This window comes from Streptomyces sp. CB03234 (genome assembly GCF_001905885.1).
In the GTDB taxonomy this organism is placed as follows: domain Bacteria; phylum Actinomycetota; class Actinomycetes; order Streptomycetales; family Streptomycetaceae; genus Streptomyces.
In genome coordinates this window covers 367,283-383,133 of record NZ_LIYH01000005.1, presented here as the reverse complement: position 1 = coordinate 383,133, position 15,851 = coordinate 367,283, and the positions used below count along the sequence as shown (strand labels likewise).

13 protein-coding genes are annotated in these 15,851 nt (G+C 72.9%); 8 read left to right on the top strand and 5 right to left on the bottom strand.

From position 1 onward, the window contains the following. The first annotated feature begins 96 nt into the window (after positions 1–96). Together AMK26_RS23105 and AMK26_RS23100 are read left to right on the top strand one after the other, a co-directional pair. Complete coding sequence (locus tag AMK26_RS23105; protein WP_073757066.1) at positions 97–528, top strand: pyridoxamine 5'-phosphate oxidase family protein; 432 nt, start codon at positions 97–99, stop codon at positions 526–528. Positions 529–543: 15 nt separating this feature from the next. Continuing rightward, complete coding sequence (locus tag AMK26_RS23100; RefSeq protein WP_073756628.1) at positions 544–1,557, top strand: phosphotransferase; 1,014 nt, start codon at positions 544–546, stop codon at positions 1,555–1,557. A gap of 110 nt (positions 1,558–1,667) precedes the next feature. Here the strand turns inward: AMK26_RS23100 and AMK26_RS23095 are convergent, their stop codons facing one another. Next, positions 1,668–3,353, bottom strand: coding sequence for a protein kinase domain-containing protein (locus AMK26_RS23095; protein WP_073756627.1), 1,686 nt, complete (start codon positions 3,351–3,353; stop codon positions 1,668–1,670). A 315-nt stretch (positions 3,354–3,668) separates the two neighbouring features. Between AMK26_RS23095 and AMK26_RS23090 the strand changes: the two genes are divergently transcribed. From AMK26_RS23090 to AMK26_RS23065, 6 genes are all read left to right on the top strand, one after another. After that, positions 3,669–5,291, top strand: coding sequence for a protein kinase domain-containing protein (locus AMK26_RS23090; protein ID WP_073756626.1), 1,623 nt, complete (start codon positions 3,669–3,671; stop codon positions 5,289–5,291). Between the two features lie 180 nt (positions 5,292–5,471). Then, the gene (locus tag AMK26_RS36760) at positions 5,472–6,059 is read left to right on the top strand and encodes a hypothetical protein (RefSeq protein WP_143608607.1); all 588 of its coding nucleotides are present in this window, start codon (positions 5,472–5,474) and stop codon (positions 6,057–6,059) included. 86 nt (positions 6,060–6,145) lie between these two features. Further along, positions 6,146–6,775, top strand: a complete 630-nt coding sequence (locus AMK26_RS23080) for a PadR family transcriptional regulator (protein WP_079277762.1) — start codon at positions 6,146–6,148, stop codon at positions 6,773–6,775. A 93-nt stretch (positions 6,776–6,868) separates the two neighbouring features. After that, a complete protein-coding gene (locus AMK26_RS23075; RefSeq protein ID WP_073756624.1) occupies positions 6,869–7,621 on the top strand; it encodes an ABC transporter ATP-binding protein in 753 nt (250 codons plus the stop codon). Then, positions 7,618–10,485, top strand: coding sequence for an FtsX-like permease family protein (locus AMK26_RS23070; RefSeq protein WP_073756623.1), 2,868 nt, complete (start codon positions 7,618–7,620; stop codon positions 10,483–10,485). The genes AMK26_RS23075 and AMK26_RS23070 overlap by 4 nt, the downstream gene beginning before the upstream one ends. 99 nt (positions 10,486–10,584) lie before the next feature. Then, the gene (locus AMK26_RS23065; RefSeq protein ID WP_073756622.1) at positions 10,585–11,127 is read left to right on the top strand and encodes a bacterial proteasome activator family protein; all 543 of its coding nucleotides are present in this window, start codon (positions 10,585–10,587) and stop codon (positions 11,125–11,127) included. A 251-nt stretch (positions 11,128–11,378) separates the two neighbouring features. Here the strand turns inward: AMK26_RS23065 and AMK26_RS23060 are convergent, their stop codons facing one another. Genes AMK26_RS23060 through AMK26_RS23045 form a run of 4 tightly spaced genes read right to left on the bottom strand, consistent with a single transcriptional unit; the run spans position 11,379 to position 15,823 of the window. After that, positions 11,379–12,368 carry an NAD(P)H-quinone oxidoreductase gene (locus AMK26_RS23060; RefSeq protein WP_073756621.1) on the bottom strand — a complete coding sequence of 330 codons (990 nt, stop codon included), beginning with the start codon at positions 12,366–12,368 and terminating at the stop codon, positions 11,379–11,381. 10 nt (positions 12,369–12,378) lie between these two features. Next, positions 12,379–13,437 carry a potassium channel family protein gene (locus AMK26_RS23055; RefSeq protein WP_079277761.1) on the bottom strand — a complete coding sequence of 353 codons (1,059 nt, stop codon included), beginning with the start codon at positions 13,435–13,437 and terminating at the stop codon, positions 12,379–12,381. A 20-nt stretch (positions 13,438–13,457) separates the two neighbouring features. Further along, positions 13,458–14,804 (bottom strand): molybdopterin molybdotransferase MoeA, encoded by a 1,347-nt coding sequence (locus AMK26_RS23050; protein ID WP_073756620.1) that lies wholly within the window; start codon positions 14,802–14,804, stop codon positions 13,458–13,460. Next, positions 14,801–15,823: an NTP transferase domain-containing protein gene (locus tag AMK26_RS23045; protein WP_079277760.1), complete on the bottom strand. Its 1,023-nt coding sequence runs from the start codon at positions 15,821–15,823 to the stop codon at positions 14,801–14,803. Before AMK26_RS23045 ends, AMK26_RS23050 begins: the two co-directional genes overlap by 4 nt. Positions 15,824–15,851 lie beyond the last annotated feature (28 nt).

The window sequence follows — 15,851 nt, the reverse complement described above, 5'->3', positions numbered from 1 at the left end:
CCGGGCACTTCGTACGCGTACACGGGACCTAGGTCCCGGTTCGGGGGGCCGGGAGGCCCCTTTCAGGGGCGGGAGGCGTCGCCGAGAGTGGAGGGCATGCCCTCCACCGACGCCACCGACGTGCCCGATGCGATCGAGTTGCTCGGCCGGGTCCGCCACGGCCGGGTGGCGACGACCCTGCGGGCGATGCCGTTCCTGGCGCCCGCCCGGCACGCCCTGGTCGACGGCCGCGTCGTCCTGCGGCTGCACCGCGGGCTGGGCTGTCACCGGACCTGTGACGGCGGCGTCGTGACGTACGGCGCCGACAACTTCGGCTCCGGGGCGGACCTGTTGTGGTCCGTGCAGCTCACGGGCACCGCGCACGTCGTCGACCGGCCGACCGAGGGCGAGCTGGCGCTGCTGGGGCCGGGGCCGCACCGGATGGACGGCGAGCCGTTCGACCCGGCGTACCTGCGGATCGAGCCCCGGTTCGCCACCGTCCACTCACTGGACTGTTCCGCCGAGCGACATTCTCACCACGCTCCGTGATCTAACATTTGGTGAGTGCCGCGCTCATCTGCAACCGCCGCCCCACCCGTGAGTGCGCTCCTGCGCCGCTACGACAACCCGGGCGAGCCCCTGTCCTGCGTACCGGTCACCCAGGGCCTGCTCAACCGCGGTTACCGCCTGGCCACCACCCACGGCGCCTACTTCCTCAAACAGCACCTGGACGCGCCCACCGCCGACCGCGACACCATCGTCCGCCAGCACCGCGCCACCCAGCGGCTGCACGACCTCGGCGTGCCCGTCGCGCCGCCGCTGCCGGACGCGGAGGGCGACACGGTCGCGGAGATCGGCGGGCGTTGCTACGCCCTGCACCCGTGGATCGAGGGGCGCCACCGGGCCGGCGCGCAGCTGACGACGGTCGGCTCCCGCCGCCTCGGCGCGCTGCTCGGGCTCGTGCACACCTGCCTGGAGCAGGTCATGGAGCCGCACAGCGACCACCAGTACCGCAGCGCCGACCCGGAGGAGACGTTCCGGGTCATCGACCGGCTGCTGGCCCTGGCCCGCGCCCGCCGCCCCCGGGACGCGTTCGACGAGCTCGCCGAGCACCGGCTGCTGGAGCGGCGGCGGCTGCTGGCCGAGCACGCGCACCGGCGCCCGCTGGCCGCCGACGCGGGCGGCTGGGTGCACGGGGACTTCCACCCGCTGAACCTGCTCTACCGGGGCGCGGAGCCCGCCGCGATCATCGACTGGGACCGGCTGGGCGTGCAGCCACGGGCGGAGGAGGCGGTTCGGGCCGCGGCGATCTTCTTCGTACAGCCGGCCGGTGGCCTGGAGCTGGCGAAGGTACGCGCGTACGCGCGCGCGTACCGGCGGGCGGCGGGGGCCGACCCGGCCGAGCTGGCGGCGGCGGTGCACCGGGTGTGGTGGGAGCGGCTGAACGACTTCTGGATACTGCGCTGGCGCTACCAGCTGCACGACGGCAGGGCCGACCCGCAGTTTCCTGCGGCGTCGGCCCTGGCGGTGTGGTGGACGCGGGAGTACGAGGCGGTGTGCGACGCCTTCGCGGGGTGAGCGGACCCGGGGCCCTGGTGGGGCGGGCCCGGACGCCCCCTGCCCGTGCGGGCCGGACGTCCCCTGCCCGTGCAGGCCGGACGCCCCCTGCCCGTGCGCTCACACAGGCGTCAGACGCCGCTGCCGGCGGTGGCGCCACCCTGGTCGGTGCTGCCGGTGGTGGTGCCGCCGTTGGTCGTCCCGCCGTCGGTGGTGCCGCCCTGGTCGGTGCCGCCGGTGGTGGTGCCGCCGTTGGTCGTCCCGCCGTCGGTGGTGCCGCCCTGGTCGGTGCCGCCGGTGGTGGTCCCGCCCTGGTCGGTACCGCCGTCCGTCGTCCCGCCCTGGTCGGTACCGCCGTCGGTCGTCCCGCCCTGGTCGGTGCCCTCGGTGGTGCCGGGGGACGACGGCGCGCCGGTCGGGGGCGTCGGGTTGTCGGTCTGGGGATGCGACGGGGTGTCGGGTGTCCGGTCGTTCCAGTTGCCGCCGTTGCTGCCGCCGCCGCCCGTCGAACCGCCCGGGTCCTGCGTGTGCTCGTCCGTCTCCTTGTCGGAGGGCGAGGGGCTGGTGGTGTCACCGGGCTTGGACGGCGCGGTGGTGGCGGGCGGCTTCTTGTTCTTCTCGTCCGGCGTCGTCCTGGTCTGGTCGAGCGCGTACGCCACACCCGCCACGATCGCGATCAGCGCGAGCGCCGCGAACAGCCACATCTTGCCGCGGCCACCGCGCCTGCCGCCCTGCCCGCCGTCGTACGCGTACGCGCCGTCGTCCGGGTTCGACGGCGGCAGGATCGGGCCCTGCGAGGTGTCGCCGTGCATCGGGTGGCCCATCGCGGTGGTCGCCGCGACGCCGCCGGCCGGCGTGCGGCCGCCCTCGTGCATGTCGACGGGGCCGGTGTTCCAGGTGCCGGTGTGGCTGCCCTGCTGCTGGAGCATCTGGAGCCCGTACTGGACCAGCCCGCGCATCTCCTCGGCGCTCTGGAACCGGTCGTCCGGGTCCTTGGCGAGGGCGCGCATGGCCAGGCCGTCCAGCTCCGGCGGGGCGACGTCGGAGACCTCGGACGGCGGCACCGGGATGTCCTGGACGTGCTGGTAGACCACCGACAACGGTGTCTCGCCGGTGAACGGCGGCCGCAGCGCGAGCAGCTCGTACAGCAGGCAGCCCGTGGCGTACAGGTCCGAGCGGTGGTCGACGGCCTTGCCGAGGGCCTGCTCGGGGGAGAGGTACTGGGGGGTGCCCATGACCATGCCGGTCTGGGTCATCGTCGACTGCGCGCCGTGCAGGGCACGCGCGATGCCGAAGTCCATCACCTTGACGGCGCCGCTGTGCGTGATGATCACGTTCGCGGGCTTGATGTCGCGGTGCACGATGCCGTGCTGGTGTGAGTAGGCGAGGGCTTCCAGCACACCGGAGACGATGATCAGCGCCTGCTCGGGCGGCGGCGCCTCGGCGTTGATCAGCAGGTCGCGGATGGTGCGGCCCTCGACCAGTTCCATCACGATGTACGGGACGGACTGGCCGTTGACCTCGTCCTCGCCGGAGTCGTACACGGCGACGATGGCGTGGTGGTTCAGCCCGGCGACGGACTGGGCCTCGCGGGTGAAGCGGGCCTTGGAGACCGGGTCCTCGGCGAGGTCGGCACGCAGCAGCTTCACGGCGACGGTCCGGCCCAGCCGTACGTCCTCTGCCGCGAACACCTCGGCCATGCCGCCGCGGCCGAGACGATGGGTCAGCCGGTAGCGGCCGTCTCCGACGAGTCCGCCGGCGCCCCACTCGGCGGCTTCCGGCACTCCGCCGCCGCCTGCCTCGGATTCGGATGCCATCAGTCCTCGCCGTCGTTTCTGTCCGCTTGCTGTCCGCGTGCGGTGTGCCGCCGTGTCTTAAGGGGTACTACGTCACGTCACGCTACAGCCTTCGCGTGCCGCGCCGGTTCGGGATGGACCGGCCATCCAACCGGTTCCCCGTACGCCTGTGCAAATTCCATGCCCGGCGTGTAACGCTTCCGAGACGCTTGCTGTGCGTACGGTCACGGAACGGGCACCCGGCTTGACGTGTCCCGGCCCTGGGGCAGACTGGGCCCGTAAAACGGGATCACCGCATCACCGCGGCCACGGGCGCGCGCACGGGGGAGCAAGATCATGAGCCAGGACGGCGCACAGGGCCGCTATGCGGGCGGCTCGGTGGCGGGCGGCCGGTACCAGCTTCGCGACCTGCTCGGCGAAGGCGGTATGGCGTCCGTCTATCTGGCGTACGACAGTGCGCTGGACCGGCAGGTCGCCATCAAGACGCTCCACACCGAGCTGGGCCGGGAGCAGTCGTTCCGCGAGCGCTTCCGCCGCGAGGCGCAGGCCGTCGCCAAGCTCCAGCACACCAACATCGTGTCGGTCTTCGACACCGGCGAGGACGACCTCGGCGGCTCGCTGATGCCGTACATCGTCATGGAGTACGTGGAGGGCCAGCCCCTCGGCTCGGTGCTCCAGGCGGACATCCAGCAGTTCGGCGCCATGCCGGCCGACAAGGCGCTGAAGGTGACGGCCGACGTGCTGGCCGCGCTGGAGACCAGCCACGAGATGGGTCTGGTCCACCGCGACATCAAGCCGGGCAACGTGATGATGACCAAGCGCGGTGTGGTCAAGGTCATGGACTTCGGCATCGCGCGCGCCATGCAGTCGGGCGTCACGTCGATGACGCAGACCGGCATGGTCGTCGGCACGCCGCAGTACCTGTCGCCGGAGCAGGCGCTGGGGCGGGGCGTGGACGCGCGTTCCGACCTGTACTCGGTCGGCATCATGCTGTTCCAGCTGCTGACGGGGCGCATCCCGTTCGACGCGGACTCGCCGCTGGCCATCGCGTACGCCCATGTGCAGGAGGAGCCGGTCGCGCCGTCCTCCATCAACCGGTCGATCACGCCGGCGATGGACGCGCTGGTGGCGCGTGCGCTGAAGAAGAACCCGAACGAGCGCTTCCCGAGCGCGGCCGCCATGCGGGACGAGTGCCTGCGGCTGCTGTCGGCGGGGCAGGGCCAGACGGGCGCGCCGGTGATCGTGCAGGGCGCGCCGCACGCGAGCAGCGGCGCCGGGGTCGGTTCGGCGGTGTTCCCGCCGGTCGACCACACCACCCCGGCGCCGGGGCCGCACAGCGTGCAGACGCCGTACCAGCCGTACGGGACGCCTGCTCCGACGCCCGCTCCCTCGTACGGCTACCCGCAGCAGCCGCAGACCCCGGCTCCGGCGTACCAGACGCCTGCGCCGCCGCCGTACACCATCTCCCCGCAGACCGCCGCTCCGGCGCCGTCGAGCGGTGGGGGCAAGAGCAACATGCCGGTCGTCGTGGGCGCGATCGTGGTCGCCCTGCTCGCCATCGGCGGCCTCGTCGCGGCGATCTCGCTGAGCGGCGGCGACGACGAGGACCCGGCCACGGAGGCGGGCGGGGGTGGTACGAGCCAGTCGGCGGAGCCGGCCGAGGCGGGTCACAAGCCGCCGGAGCGGCACCGGACGATGGAGACGACCGAGTGCACGGACGCCTCGGAGGACAGTGACGATCCGTCGAAGGTGCAGGCGCCGAGCTTCACCTACAAGGACGTCATCTCGGTCAAGAGCTGCCTCCAGGCGGCGGGCTGGAAGTACACGGTCAAGGAAGAGGACAACCCGCAGTACGCCGAGGACCAGGTGATCTCCCAGTTCCCCACGGAGGGGACGGCCGTGGTGCCCGGCAACCAGACGTTCGAGCTGACCGTCGCGACGGGTGACCCGGGCGAGTAACCCCTGCGGGTGGCTGTCGGGCCGCCCGGGATGCCGGAGCACGTCCACCGTGTGACGCTGAGTGCGTTGTGGGGCCGTGGACAGTGACGGCTCCTGGCGGTTCGCACGGGAGGGGGTCACCCGGTGGCTCCAAGGCTCGACTCACGGTGTGCGACGGCGGTCGCGGTTCTGGTGCTGGCCGTGTCCTCAGGCTCGGTCTCTTCGGCGTACGCGGAGGAGACGGCGCCCGCCGCCGACTCGGGCGTGGGGATCGTCCGGCCGAGTGACGACGCCTCCGGCTCACCCGCCACCCCTTCTCCTTCCGCGTCCCCCTCGGCCTCGGCGTCCGGTACGGGCCCCGGGGCCGGCACCGGGCCCGGTTCCGTCCTGGGGCCGACGCGGCACGCCGCCGCCTCGCCGTCGCTGGCCGGGCGGCCGGCCGGGGAGGGGCGGCAGCGGCCCGGGCGGCCCACGTCGCCGTCGGTGAGCGCCTCCGAAGCGGCGTCGCCGGGTTCGCCATCCGGCTCGGCCGACCCCGCACGTACCAAAACGGCAACAGCGCCGGGCCTTCCCCGGGGTGAGGAACCGGAGGGCGAGGCGGTACCTGAGACGGAGTCCCCGGCGGCCGCCGACCCGCCGCACTCGCCGCCCGCCGCCGCGTACGAGCCCGCCGCGCGGGCCGCCGGCACCGTCGCTGACCGGCAGATTCCGGTGCTGACGCTGGGCGTCGGGCTCGCCATGATGGGCCTCGGTCTGGGCTTCCTCGGGCTGCGCATAAGGCGCCGCTGACCGCTGCCCGTCCGCCTTGAGACGGACGTTCCAGGTCCTTCTGAGGACCCTTGTCGGCGTGGGCATACTCGGTATACATACTGAGTATGTCGATCCGCCACGGCCTCCTCGCCCTTCTCGAACGCGGTCCGCGCTACGGCTCCCAGCTCCGTACGGAGTTCGAGTCGCGCACCGGGTCCACGTGGCCGCTCAACGTCGGCCAGGTCTACACGACGCTCAGCCGGCTGGAGCGGGACGGTTTGATCGAGCAGGGCGGTGAGGACGAGGCGGGGCACGCGCTCTACGCGATCACCGACGCGGGCCGTGAGGAGCTCAGGCTCTGGTTCGAGAACCCGGTCGACCGCACCAGCCCCGTCCGTGACGAGTTGGCCATCAAGCTCGCCATGGCGGTCGGGGCACCCGGTGTCGACATCCGGAACGTGATCCAGTCGCAGCGCCGCCACACCGTCAAGGCGATGCAGGACTACACCCGGCTCAAGGCGCAGGCCATCACCGCCGTGGAGAGCGGGGCGTCCCAGGAGCGGGACGACGTGGCCTGGCTGCTCGTCCTGGAACAGCTCATCTTCCGGACGGAGGCCGAGGCGCGGTGGCTCGACCACTGCGAGGCCCGGCTCATCCGGCTCTCCGCCGGTGCCGCCCCGCAGGCCGCCGCCCAGGCCGTACCCCCGCGCGTTCCCGAGGCGGGCCGGGCGACGTCCCGGCTGCCGGGGACGTGACCGGCCGCGTCCGCCGCCGCACCCACCATCCCGTACACATCCGCTCCGTACGCCTGTCCCTGCACGCGTACGCCCAAGGGGGGACCCCTGTCCATGTCATCACCCTCGTCGCAACAGCCCCCGCAGCCCGTGCTGCGACTGAAGAACCTGACCCGTGTCCACGGGTCAGGGGCCACCGAGGTGCACGCCCTGCGCGGGATCGACCTCGCTGTCTTCCCCGGTGAACTCGTCGCCGTCATGGGCCCGTCCGGCTCCGGCAAGTCCACGCTTCTCACCATCGCGGGCGGCCTCGACAGCCCCACCTCCGGCCAGGTGATCGTGGAGAACACCGACATCACCGCCGCCGACCGCAAGACGCTCGCCGCCCTCCGGCGCCGCAGCATCGGGTACGTCTTCCAGGACTACAACCTCATCCCGGCGCTCACCGCCGCCGAGAACGTCGCCCTGCCGCGCGAACTCGACGGCACCTCCGCCCGCAAGGCGCGACGGGAGGCGATCGCCGCGCTGGAGGAGATGGACCTCGGGCACCTCGCCGATCGGTTCCCCGACGAGATGTCCGGCGGTCAGCAGCAGCGTGTGGCGATAGCCCGGGCCCTGGTGGGCGACCGGCGGCTCGTCCTCGCCGACGAACCGACCGGCGCCCTGGACTCCGAGACCGGCGAGTCCGTGCTCGCGCTGCTGCGCGCCCGTTGCGACGCGGGCGCGGCGGGCGTCCTGGTCACCCACGAGCCCCGGTTCGCCGCCTGGGCCGACCGGGTGGTGTTCCTGCGGGACGGCGCGGTCGTCGACCAGACCCTGCGCAGCGACGCCGACTCCCTGCTCACCGGCCAGGCGGCCGAGCGGTGAACAACTGGTTCCACTCCTGGCGTGCCGCGGTGCGCATCGCCCGCCGTGACGCCTGGCGCTACAAGGGCCGGAGTTTCCTCGTCCTGGCGATGATCGCCCTGCCGATCCTCGGTGTCAGCGCGGCCGATCTGACGCTGCGCAGCTCGGAGTTGTCCACCGAGGAGAAGCTGGCCCGGTCGATCGGCGCCGCCGACGCGCGGATCTCCGACTCCGGCTACGGCGGTACGCCGGTCCTCCAGCACCCGCTGGAGGGATCCGCCATTCCGGTGGAAGCCTTCGAGAACAAGCCGTGGCCCGAGGGCAAGGCGGACGTCACCAAGGTCTTCCCGGCGAACTCCACGGTGTTGACGGACTCGGTAGGGGCCGGGAGGCTGCGTACGGCCCACGGTCTGCTCCAGACGGAGATCCGGGAGCTCAAGGCGGCCGACCCGATGGCCAGGGGCATCATGGTCCTGCGGGACGGCCGGTTCCCCGGGAAGGCCGACGAGGTCGCCGCGACCACACACTTCCTGGAGTCCAGCGGGCTGAAGGTCGGTTCGACGCTGACCGCGCGCGGCCTCGACCGCGAGTACCGGATCGTCGGCTCCTACGAGCTGCCCAACGAGCTCAAGACCGACCAGGTCAACGCGCTGCCCGGGGCCTTCCTCGACCCGCTGGGGAAGGCGCTCGAAGCGGCCGGGATGCCCGGGACGGACAAGAGCACCACGCATCTGCTGACCCTGCCCCGTCCGGCGGGCGGCACGGACGGTTTCACGTGGAACATGGTCAAGGAGGCCAACACCAAGGGCGTCGTGGTGACATCGCGCGCGGTCGCCCTCGACCCGCCGGCCGACTCCGACGTACCGCTGTTCCAGAGCGAGGGGTGGGGCGACTACGGCAACAGTACGGCCGCCCAGGCCGCCGCGCTCGCCGCCGCCGGGACCGTCGTCGGCCTCGCGATGCTGGAGATCTGCCTGCTGGCGGGTCCCGCCTTCGCCGTCGGCGCCCGCCGCTCGCGGCGACAGCTCGGGCTGGTCGGTGCCAACGGCGGCGACCGCCGCCACATCCGGGCCATCGTCCTGGCGGGTGGTCTGGTCATCGGTGTCGCCGCGGCCGTCGTCGGCACGGTGCTCGGACTGATCCTGACGTTCCTCCTCCAGCCGGTGCTGGAGGACTACATGGGCCGGCGGTTCGGCGCCTTCGACGTCCGGCCGCTGGAGCTGCTCGGTATCGGGCTGCTCGCCGTGCTGACCGGCCTGCTGGCCGCGGTCGTACCGGCCGTCACCGCGTCCCGTCAGACGGTCCTCGCCTCGCTCACCGGCCGCCGCGGGGTGCGCCGCAGCAGCAGGGTGCTGCCCGTCGTGGGCCTGATCGCCGTCCTGCTGGGCGCCGCGATCGCGCTGTACGGGTCGGTGGTCTCCGACCAGTTCGTCATCGTCGCGGGCGGCAGCGCCCTCGCCGAGCTGGGCGTCGTCGCGATGACCCCCGCCCTGGTGGGCCTGTTCGGGCGCGCCGGCCGCTGGCTGCCGCTGTCGCCGCGCCTGGCGCTGCGGGACGCGGTGCGCAACCGGGGGCGTACGGCTCCGGCGGTCGCCGCGGTGCTGGCCGCGGTCGCGGGCACGGTCGCCGTGGCGACGTACCAGGCGAGCGACGACGCCCAGCAGCGGGCGGCGTACGAGGCGCGGCTGCCGCATGGAGCGGTCTCCGTGATGGTCAGGGAGGGCGGCGGCCGGGACGTCCCGGTGGTACGTGACGCGGTGCAGAAGAACCTGCCCGTCGATGTGCGGGCCGATGTGGACCGGATCGCGGTGGGCAGGGCGGGGTGCGACATGTACGGGCAGGGTGAGGGCTGCGGCCGTCACGAGGTCGTCATCCCCGAGGCCAACCAGTGCCCTCTGTGGGCCACCTCGCCCGACGGCTCCGACCCGGCGGAGAAGTACTCCAAGGCCGAGCGCCGCAAGCTCGCCCAGGACTGGCGCTGCAAGGACTCGCCGGACATGGCGTACACCGAGAGCGGGCTCGTCGTCGCCGACGGCACGCTGCTGAAGGTGCTGGGGATCAAGGACGCGGCGGCCGAGAAGGCGCTGGCCGAGGGCAGGGTCGTGTCCTTCTCCCGTGTGCTGATCGACGCCAGGGGCAAGCTGGGCATCAAGCTGATCACCGACTCCAGGAAGGCCGAGGAGGCCATGGCGCAGGGCAAGGAGCCGCCGGGCGAGGTCGTGTCGTTCGACACGTACCAGGCCGCCCGGGGGACCGAGTCCTACGGCCTGGCGGGCATCGTGCCGCCGGCCGCGGCCAAGGCGGCGGGCCTCACGACGGTGCCGTTCGGCGCGTACTTCTCGACCGACAGGATGCCGAGCACGGAGCAGCGCCAGCGGCTCGACGACGAACTCGCCCAGACGGGTGCCGGCGTCGACCTCCATGTGGAGGAAGGCTTCGTCAGCGAGAACAGCATCGTGCTGCTGTCGCTGACCGTCTTCGCCGGGCTGATCACCATCGGCGCGGCCGGTATCGCCACCGGGCTCGCCCAGGCGGACGCGGAGGCCGATCTGAAGACGCTGGCCGCGGTCGGTGCTCCGCCGCGGGTACGGCGGACGCTGAGCGGTTTCCAGTGCGGGGTGGTCGCCGTGATGGGTGTGCTGCTCGGTTCGGCGGCAGGGGTCCTGCCGGCGGTCGGGCTGCGACTGACCGAGCGGCGCCAGATGATGAACTGGTACGAGACGGCACTGGATCAGGGCGGCCTGATGGACGTTCCGCACGTGCCGATCATCGTCCCGTGGGAGACGCTGGCCGCCCTGCTGGTCGCCGTCCCGCTGGGTGCCGCGCTCCTCGCCGCTCTGGTGACGCGCTCGCGCGGGGCGGTGGCCCGCCGCGCGGCGACGTAACAGGGGCTGCCGGGCCGGTTGTGCCCCCGTACGAGGGTGGATCACCCGCGTACGGGGGCAGACCGTCTGGTGACGCACCCGTGCGAGAGAATGGCTGGCATGGAGATGCCGAGGAATGAACGGTCGCACGAGAACCCCCAGATCCTGGTCGTAGGACAGGACGGAATGGCTCTCGGCGGCGGTGACGGTGACGACGAGTCGCGCGAGGTCCCGGTGACGGAGATGGTTGAACAGCCTGCGAAGGTCATGCGTATCGGCAGCATGATCAAGCAGCTTCTGGAAGAAGTCCGTGCGGCACCTCTCGACGAGGCCAGCCGGGTACGCCTGAAGGAGATCCACGCCAGCTCGGTGAAGGAGCTGGAGGACGGCCTGGCGCCCGAACTGGTGGAAGAACTCGAACGCCTGTCCCTTCCGTTCACGGACGAGGCCATCCCCTCCGAGGCGGAACTGCGCATCGCGCAGGCGCAGTTGGTGGGCTGGCTGGAGGGCCTGTTCCACGGCATCCAGACGGCGCTGTTCGCCCAGCAGATGGCGGCCCGCGCCCAGCTGGAGCAGATGCGCCGGGCGCTGCCCCCGGGCGCGCCGACCGATGACGACGACGAGCGCGGCCACGGCGCGATCCGCTCGGGGCCGTACCTGTAGCCGGTGCCTTTGCCGGGCCGACCTGTAACCGGTGCCTTGCCGGGCCCCGTACCTGTAGCCGGTGCCTTTGCCGGGCCGTACCTGTAACCGGTGCCTTGTCAGGCCGTACCTGTAGCCGGTGCGTCCGGGAGGCCGTCCCGGGGCCCGTCACACCGCGCGTGTGCCGGGCCCCGTCACTCCCGGCTTCCCGCCTCCCGGCCTCCCGCCCGCGTGGTCATGACCACGCGGGCGGACGTGGTCCGGCGTCGGGCTCAGGCGGTGGTCGGCGTGACCAGCAGGACCTTGCCGACGTGAGAACTCGACTCCAGCGTCCGGTGGGCTTCCCGGGCCTCCGGCATGGGGAACGTGCGGTCCACCACCGGGCGGACCGTGCCCGCGCCGATCAGCGGCCAGACGTGCTCGCGTACCGCTGCGATGATCGCCGCCTTCTCGTCCAGGGGCCGCTTGCGCAGCGACGTCGCCGTCACCGCCGCGCGCTTGTTCAGCAGGGCGCCCAGGTTCAGCTCGGCCTTCCGGCCGCCCTGGAGGCCGATCACCGCGAGCCGCCCGTTCACGGCGAGCGCCTTCACGTTCCGGTCCAAGTACTTGGCGCCCATGATGTCGAGGATGACGTCCGCGCCCGCCCCGTCCGTCGCCTTGTGCAGCTCCTCGACGAAGTCCTGCTCGCGGTAGTCGATCAGGATGTCCGCGCCCAGCTCGGCGCAGCGCGCCAGCTTCTCCGGGCCGCCCGCCGTCACCGCGACCCGGGCGCCCACCGCCTTGGCGAGCTGGATCGCCATGGTGCCGATGCCGCTGGCACCGCCGTGCACCAGCACCGTCTCGCCCGGCCGCAGGTGCGCCACCATGAACACGTTCGACCAGACCGTGGCGGTGACCTCGGGCAGCGCCGCCGCCTCCACCAGGTCCACGCCGTCCGGGACGGGCAGCAGTTGCCCGGCCGGTACGGCGACCTTCTCGGCGTATCCGCCTCCTGCCAGCAGCGCGCACACCTCGTCGCCGACGGCCCATCCGGCGACCCCGGGCCCGAGCGCCGCGATACGGCCGGAGCACTCGAGGCCGGGGTAGGGGGACGAGCCGGGCGGGGGATCGTAGAAGCCCTGCCGCTGCAGGAGATCGGCACGGTTGACGGCGCTCGCCGCCACCTCGACGAGGACCTCGCCCTCGCCGGGCACGGGATCGGGCACCTCGGCCCAGACGAGCGCCTCGGGACCACCGGGTTCGGGAATCGTGATCGCATGCATGGCCGCGAGGCTACTCCGGCGGCGTGCTCAGCGGCGCCACACTCCCTGCCCGTACGATCGTGATCAGACGGTCCGTCAACTGCAGTGGGCTGGCCGCCGGGTCGTCGTAGCCGAGCAGCCGGTGCCCGCGCAGGACGCTGATCACCAGGTCGTCCGTCTCGCGGACGCTCTTGCCCACCTCGGCCTTTATGACCGGCCGCTCGATCAGGTCGAGACCGCTGCCCTGCTGGATCAGGTCCTCCATCACCGTGCCGGCGCTGGGGCTCAGCACGGACAGGCCCAGCAGCCGGCCGGCCGCGCTCGCGCTGGTGATCACGGCGTCCGCGCCGGACTGGCGCAGCAGCGGCGCGTTCTCCTCTTCCCGTACCGCCGCGACGATCTTCGCCCCGCGGTTGAGCTGGCGGGCCGTCAGTGCGACCAGGACGGCGGTGTCGTCGCGCTGGGTCGCGATGACGATCTGCCGGGCGCGCTGCACTTCGGCGCGCAGCAGCACATCGCTGCGGGTCGCGTCACCGATCACGCCGGTGAACCCGTCGGCGTTCGCCGTCTCGATGACCTTGCTGCTCGGGTCGACGATGACGATCTGGTCCCTCTTCAGGCCGGTGGCGCACAGCGTCTGGATCGCCGAGCGGCCCTTCGTACCGAAGCCGATGATGACGGTGTGGTCGCGCAACGTGGTCCTCCAGCGCTTGAGCCGCCACTCTTCCCGGGTCCGTTGGGTGAGGACCTCAAGAGTGGTACCGACCAGAATGATCAGGAACAGCACGCGCAGCGGGGTCACCAGCAGCACATTCACCAGCCGCGCGCTGTCGCTGTGCGGAACGATGTCGCCGTAGCCCGTCGTCGACAGGGTCACGGTCGCGTAGTAGATGGCGTCGAGGAGGTCGACGCCCTCGTCGGCGTTGTCGTGGTAGCCGCCGCGGTCGATGTAGACGATGAGGACGGTCAGCGCGAGGACGAACAGGGCCATCAGCAGCCGCTTGCCCACTTGGCGCAGGGGTTTTTGGACGATCGGGTTCGGAAGCCTGATCTGGCCGCCCACGAGATATTCGTCGGCGCGGCGAGCCATCGCGTCCTGGCCGGGAAGTTTCACGTGAAACACCCTTCGGTGGTCGCCGCCCAGGGCAGGTCGAGGATCTCCAGTACGTCCCCGGCCCGGGCCCCTCCTGGCGGGACGACCGCGAGCCCGTCCGCGACGGCGATCCCACGCAGCATGGCGGGCCCGTTGTAGTGCAGCGGTACGACGTGCCCGGAGCTGACCTGCCCGGTGGCGTGTCCGGAGCCGTGCCCTGCCGCGTGTCCGGAGCCGCGCCCCGCAGCGTGGGTGACCGGCACCAGCCTGGTGTCGTGCGGGTGGCCGTGCACCTCGTCGCGTACCGCGGCCGTGTAGGGCGCCCGGGCCCGGCGCCCGGCGAGGCCACGGAGCAGCGGCTCGGCGAGGGTGAGCAGCCCGGAGACGGCCGCCAGCGGGTTGCCGGGCAGGCCGACCAGGTACGTGGCCGGGCTGAGCCGGGCGAGCAGCATCGGGTGGCCGGGGCGCACCTTCACGCCGTCGACCAGCAGCTCGGCGCCCGCCTTGCGCAGGACCGGGTGGACGTGGTCGACCGGACCGGCCGCAGTGCCTCCGGTGGTGATCACCACGTCCGCCTGGGAGTCGGTGACCGCCGCGTAGAGCGCGTCGGCGTCGTCGCCGATACGGCGGGTGGCGATGACGTCGGCGCCGAGGGCGTGCAGCCAGGGTGCCAGCATCGGGCCGAGGGCGTCCCGGATGAGCCCGTCGTGCGGGAGGCCCGCCATGAGGAGTTCGTCGCCGAGCACCAGGACCTCGACCCGCGGGCGCTCGACGGTGTGCAGCTCGTCGTACCCGGCGGCCGCGGCCAGGCCGAGAACGGCGGGCGTGACGGGTGTTCCGGCGGGCAGCAGGGCGTCGCCCGAGCGGCACTCCTGGCCGCGCGGCCGGATGTCCTGCCCGTGGGTCACCTCGCGCTGGGCGTGCAGATGGCCGGTCGTGTCCGTACGGGAGTGTTCGCTGCGGATCACGGCGGTGGCGCCGGGTGGGACGCGGGCGCCGGTGGCGATCCGTACCGCCTCGCCGTCGGGGAGCGGGGGCGTCTGCGCGTGCCCGGCCAGGACGGAGTCGCCTTCGCGGATCTGCCAGGGGCCGGGGCCCGCGACGGCCCACCCGTCCATGGCGGAGGTGTCGAAGGAGGGCAGGTCGGTGAGGGCGGCCAGCGGCTCGGCGAGCACACCGCCCAGCGCCTGTCCGAGACCCACTCGCCGCGTCCGGGCCGGGCGTGCCGCGCCCAGGCGTGCGGCGACGGCACGGGCCTCGGTCCAGGGCGTGGCCCTGTGCTGCTCCTGCTTCGGGGCCGGTGGGGACGGGGGCCCGACCAGGGCGAGGGCTTCGTCGACGCCGTCGACCTCCGGGTCGGTCATCCCGCGCCGGCCCCGTTGTCGGTCCCGCTGCCGGTTCCCTGACCGGTGCCGGTGCCGGTGCCGGTGTTGGGGCCGGTGCCGGTGCCGGTGTTGGGGCCGGTTCCATGACCGGTGCCGGTGTTGGGCCCGGGACCGGTGCCGGTGTCGGTGTCGGTCTTGGTACCCGCGCCGTCGGTGGCCTCGTTCGCCCAGCGGTCGGCGAGGGCGGCCGCCTTGCGCGCGGCATCGGCCACGGCTTGGGAGACGGCTTCGGGCCCGTTCCCGGCGGCCTGGGCCGCCGCGTAACCGACCAGGAAGGTGGTGAGCGGCGCGGCGGGCCGCGCCACGCCGTGCGCGGCGTCGCGCGCCAGGTCGAGCAGGACGCCGGTGTCGACGTCCAGTTCGATGCCGAGCTCGTCCTTGACTGCGGTGATCCATTCGTCCAGCACGTTCCCATGCTCCCTGATCGTGGTCCGGGCCGTGGCGATGTCTTCCCAGGTGTCGCAGTCGAAGGAGGCGAGGGGGTCGGCGGGGATGCGGCGGACGTCCAGCTCCTGCACGAGCAGGCGCAGCGGCAGTCCCGTCAGGTTTCCGTGCTCCGTTGCCAGGAGGGCCAGTTCGCGGCGCAGCGGCTCGGTGCGGTACGCGGCGACGAGCGGCTGGTCCCGGCCGTCGGGGTCCACGGACAGCACGGCCTCGGCGCTCCCGCCGGCCAGCGAGTCGGCCAACTTCCGTACCCCGCCGTCCCGGAGGAACGGCAGGTCGCCGCTCAGCACCACCACGGTGTCGGCCTCCACGTGCCGGACCCCGGCCGCGAGCGCGGCCAGCGGCCCGCTCCCGGGCGGCTCCTCCCGTGCCCACACCACGGGGCGCACGGTGCCCCGCCGCCCGCCCACGACAACGGTACGTCCGGCCTCGCGGCAGGCCCGCAGCACGCGATCCAGCAGGGCCCGCCCGCCGACACTCACGCCTGGCTTGTCCGCGCCGCCGAGCCGCCTGGCGGCACCCCCGGCGAGCACGACGACGTCATATGGGGTCACGCCACCAGTATCCCCAGGCGTGCGGTCC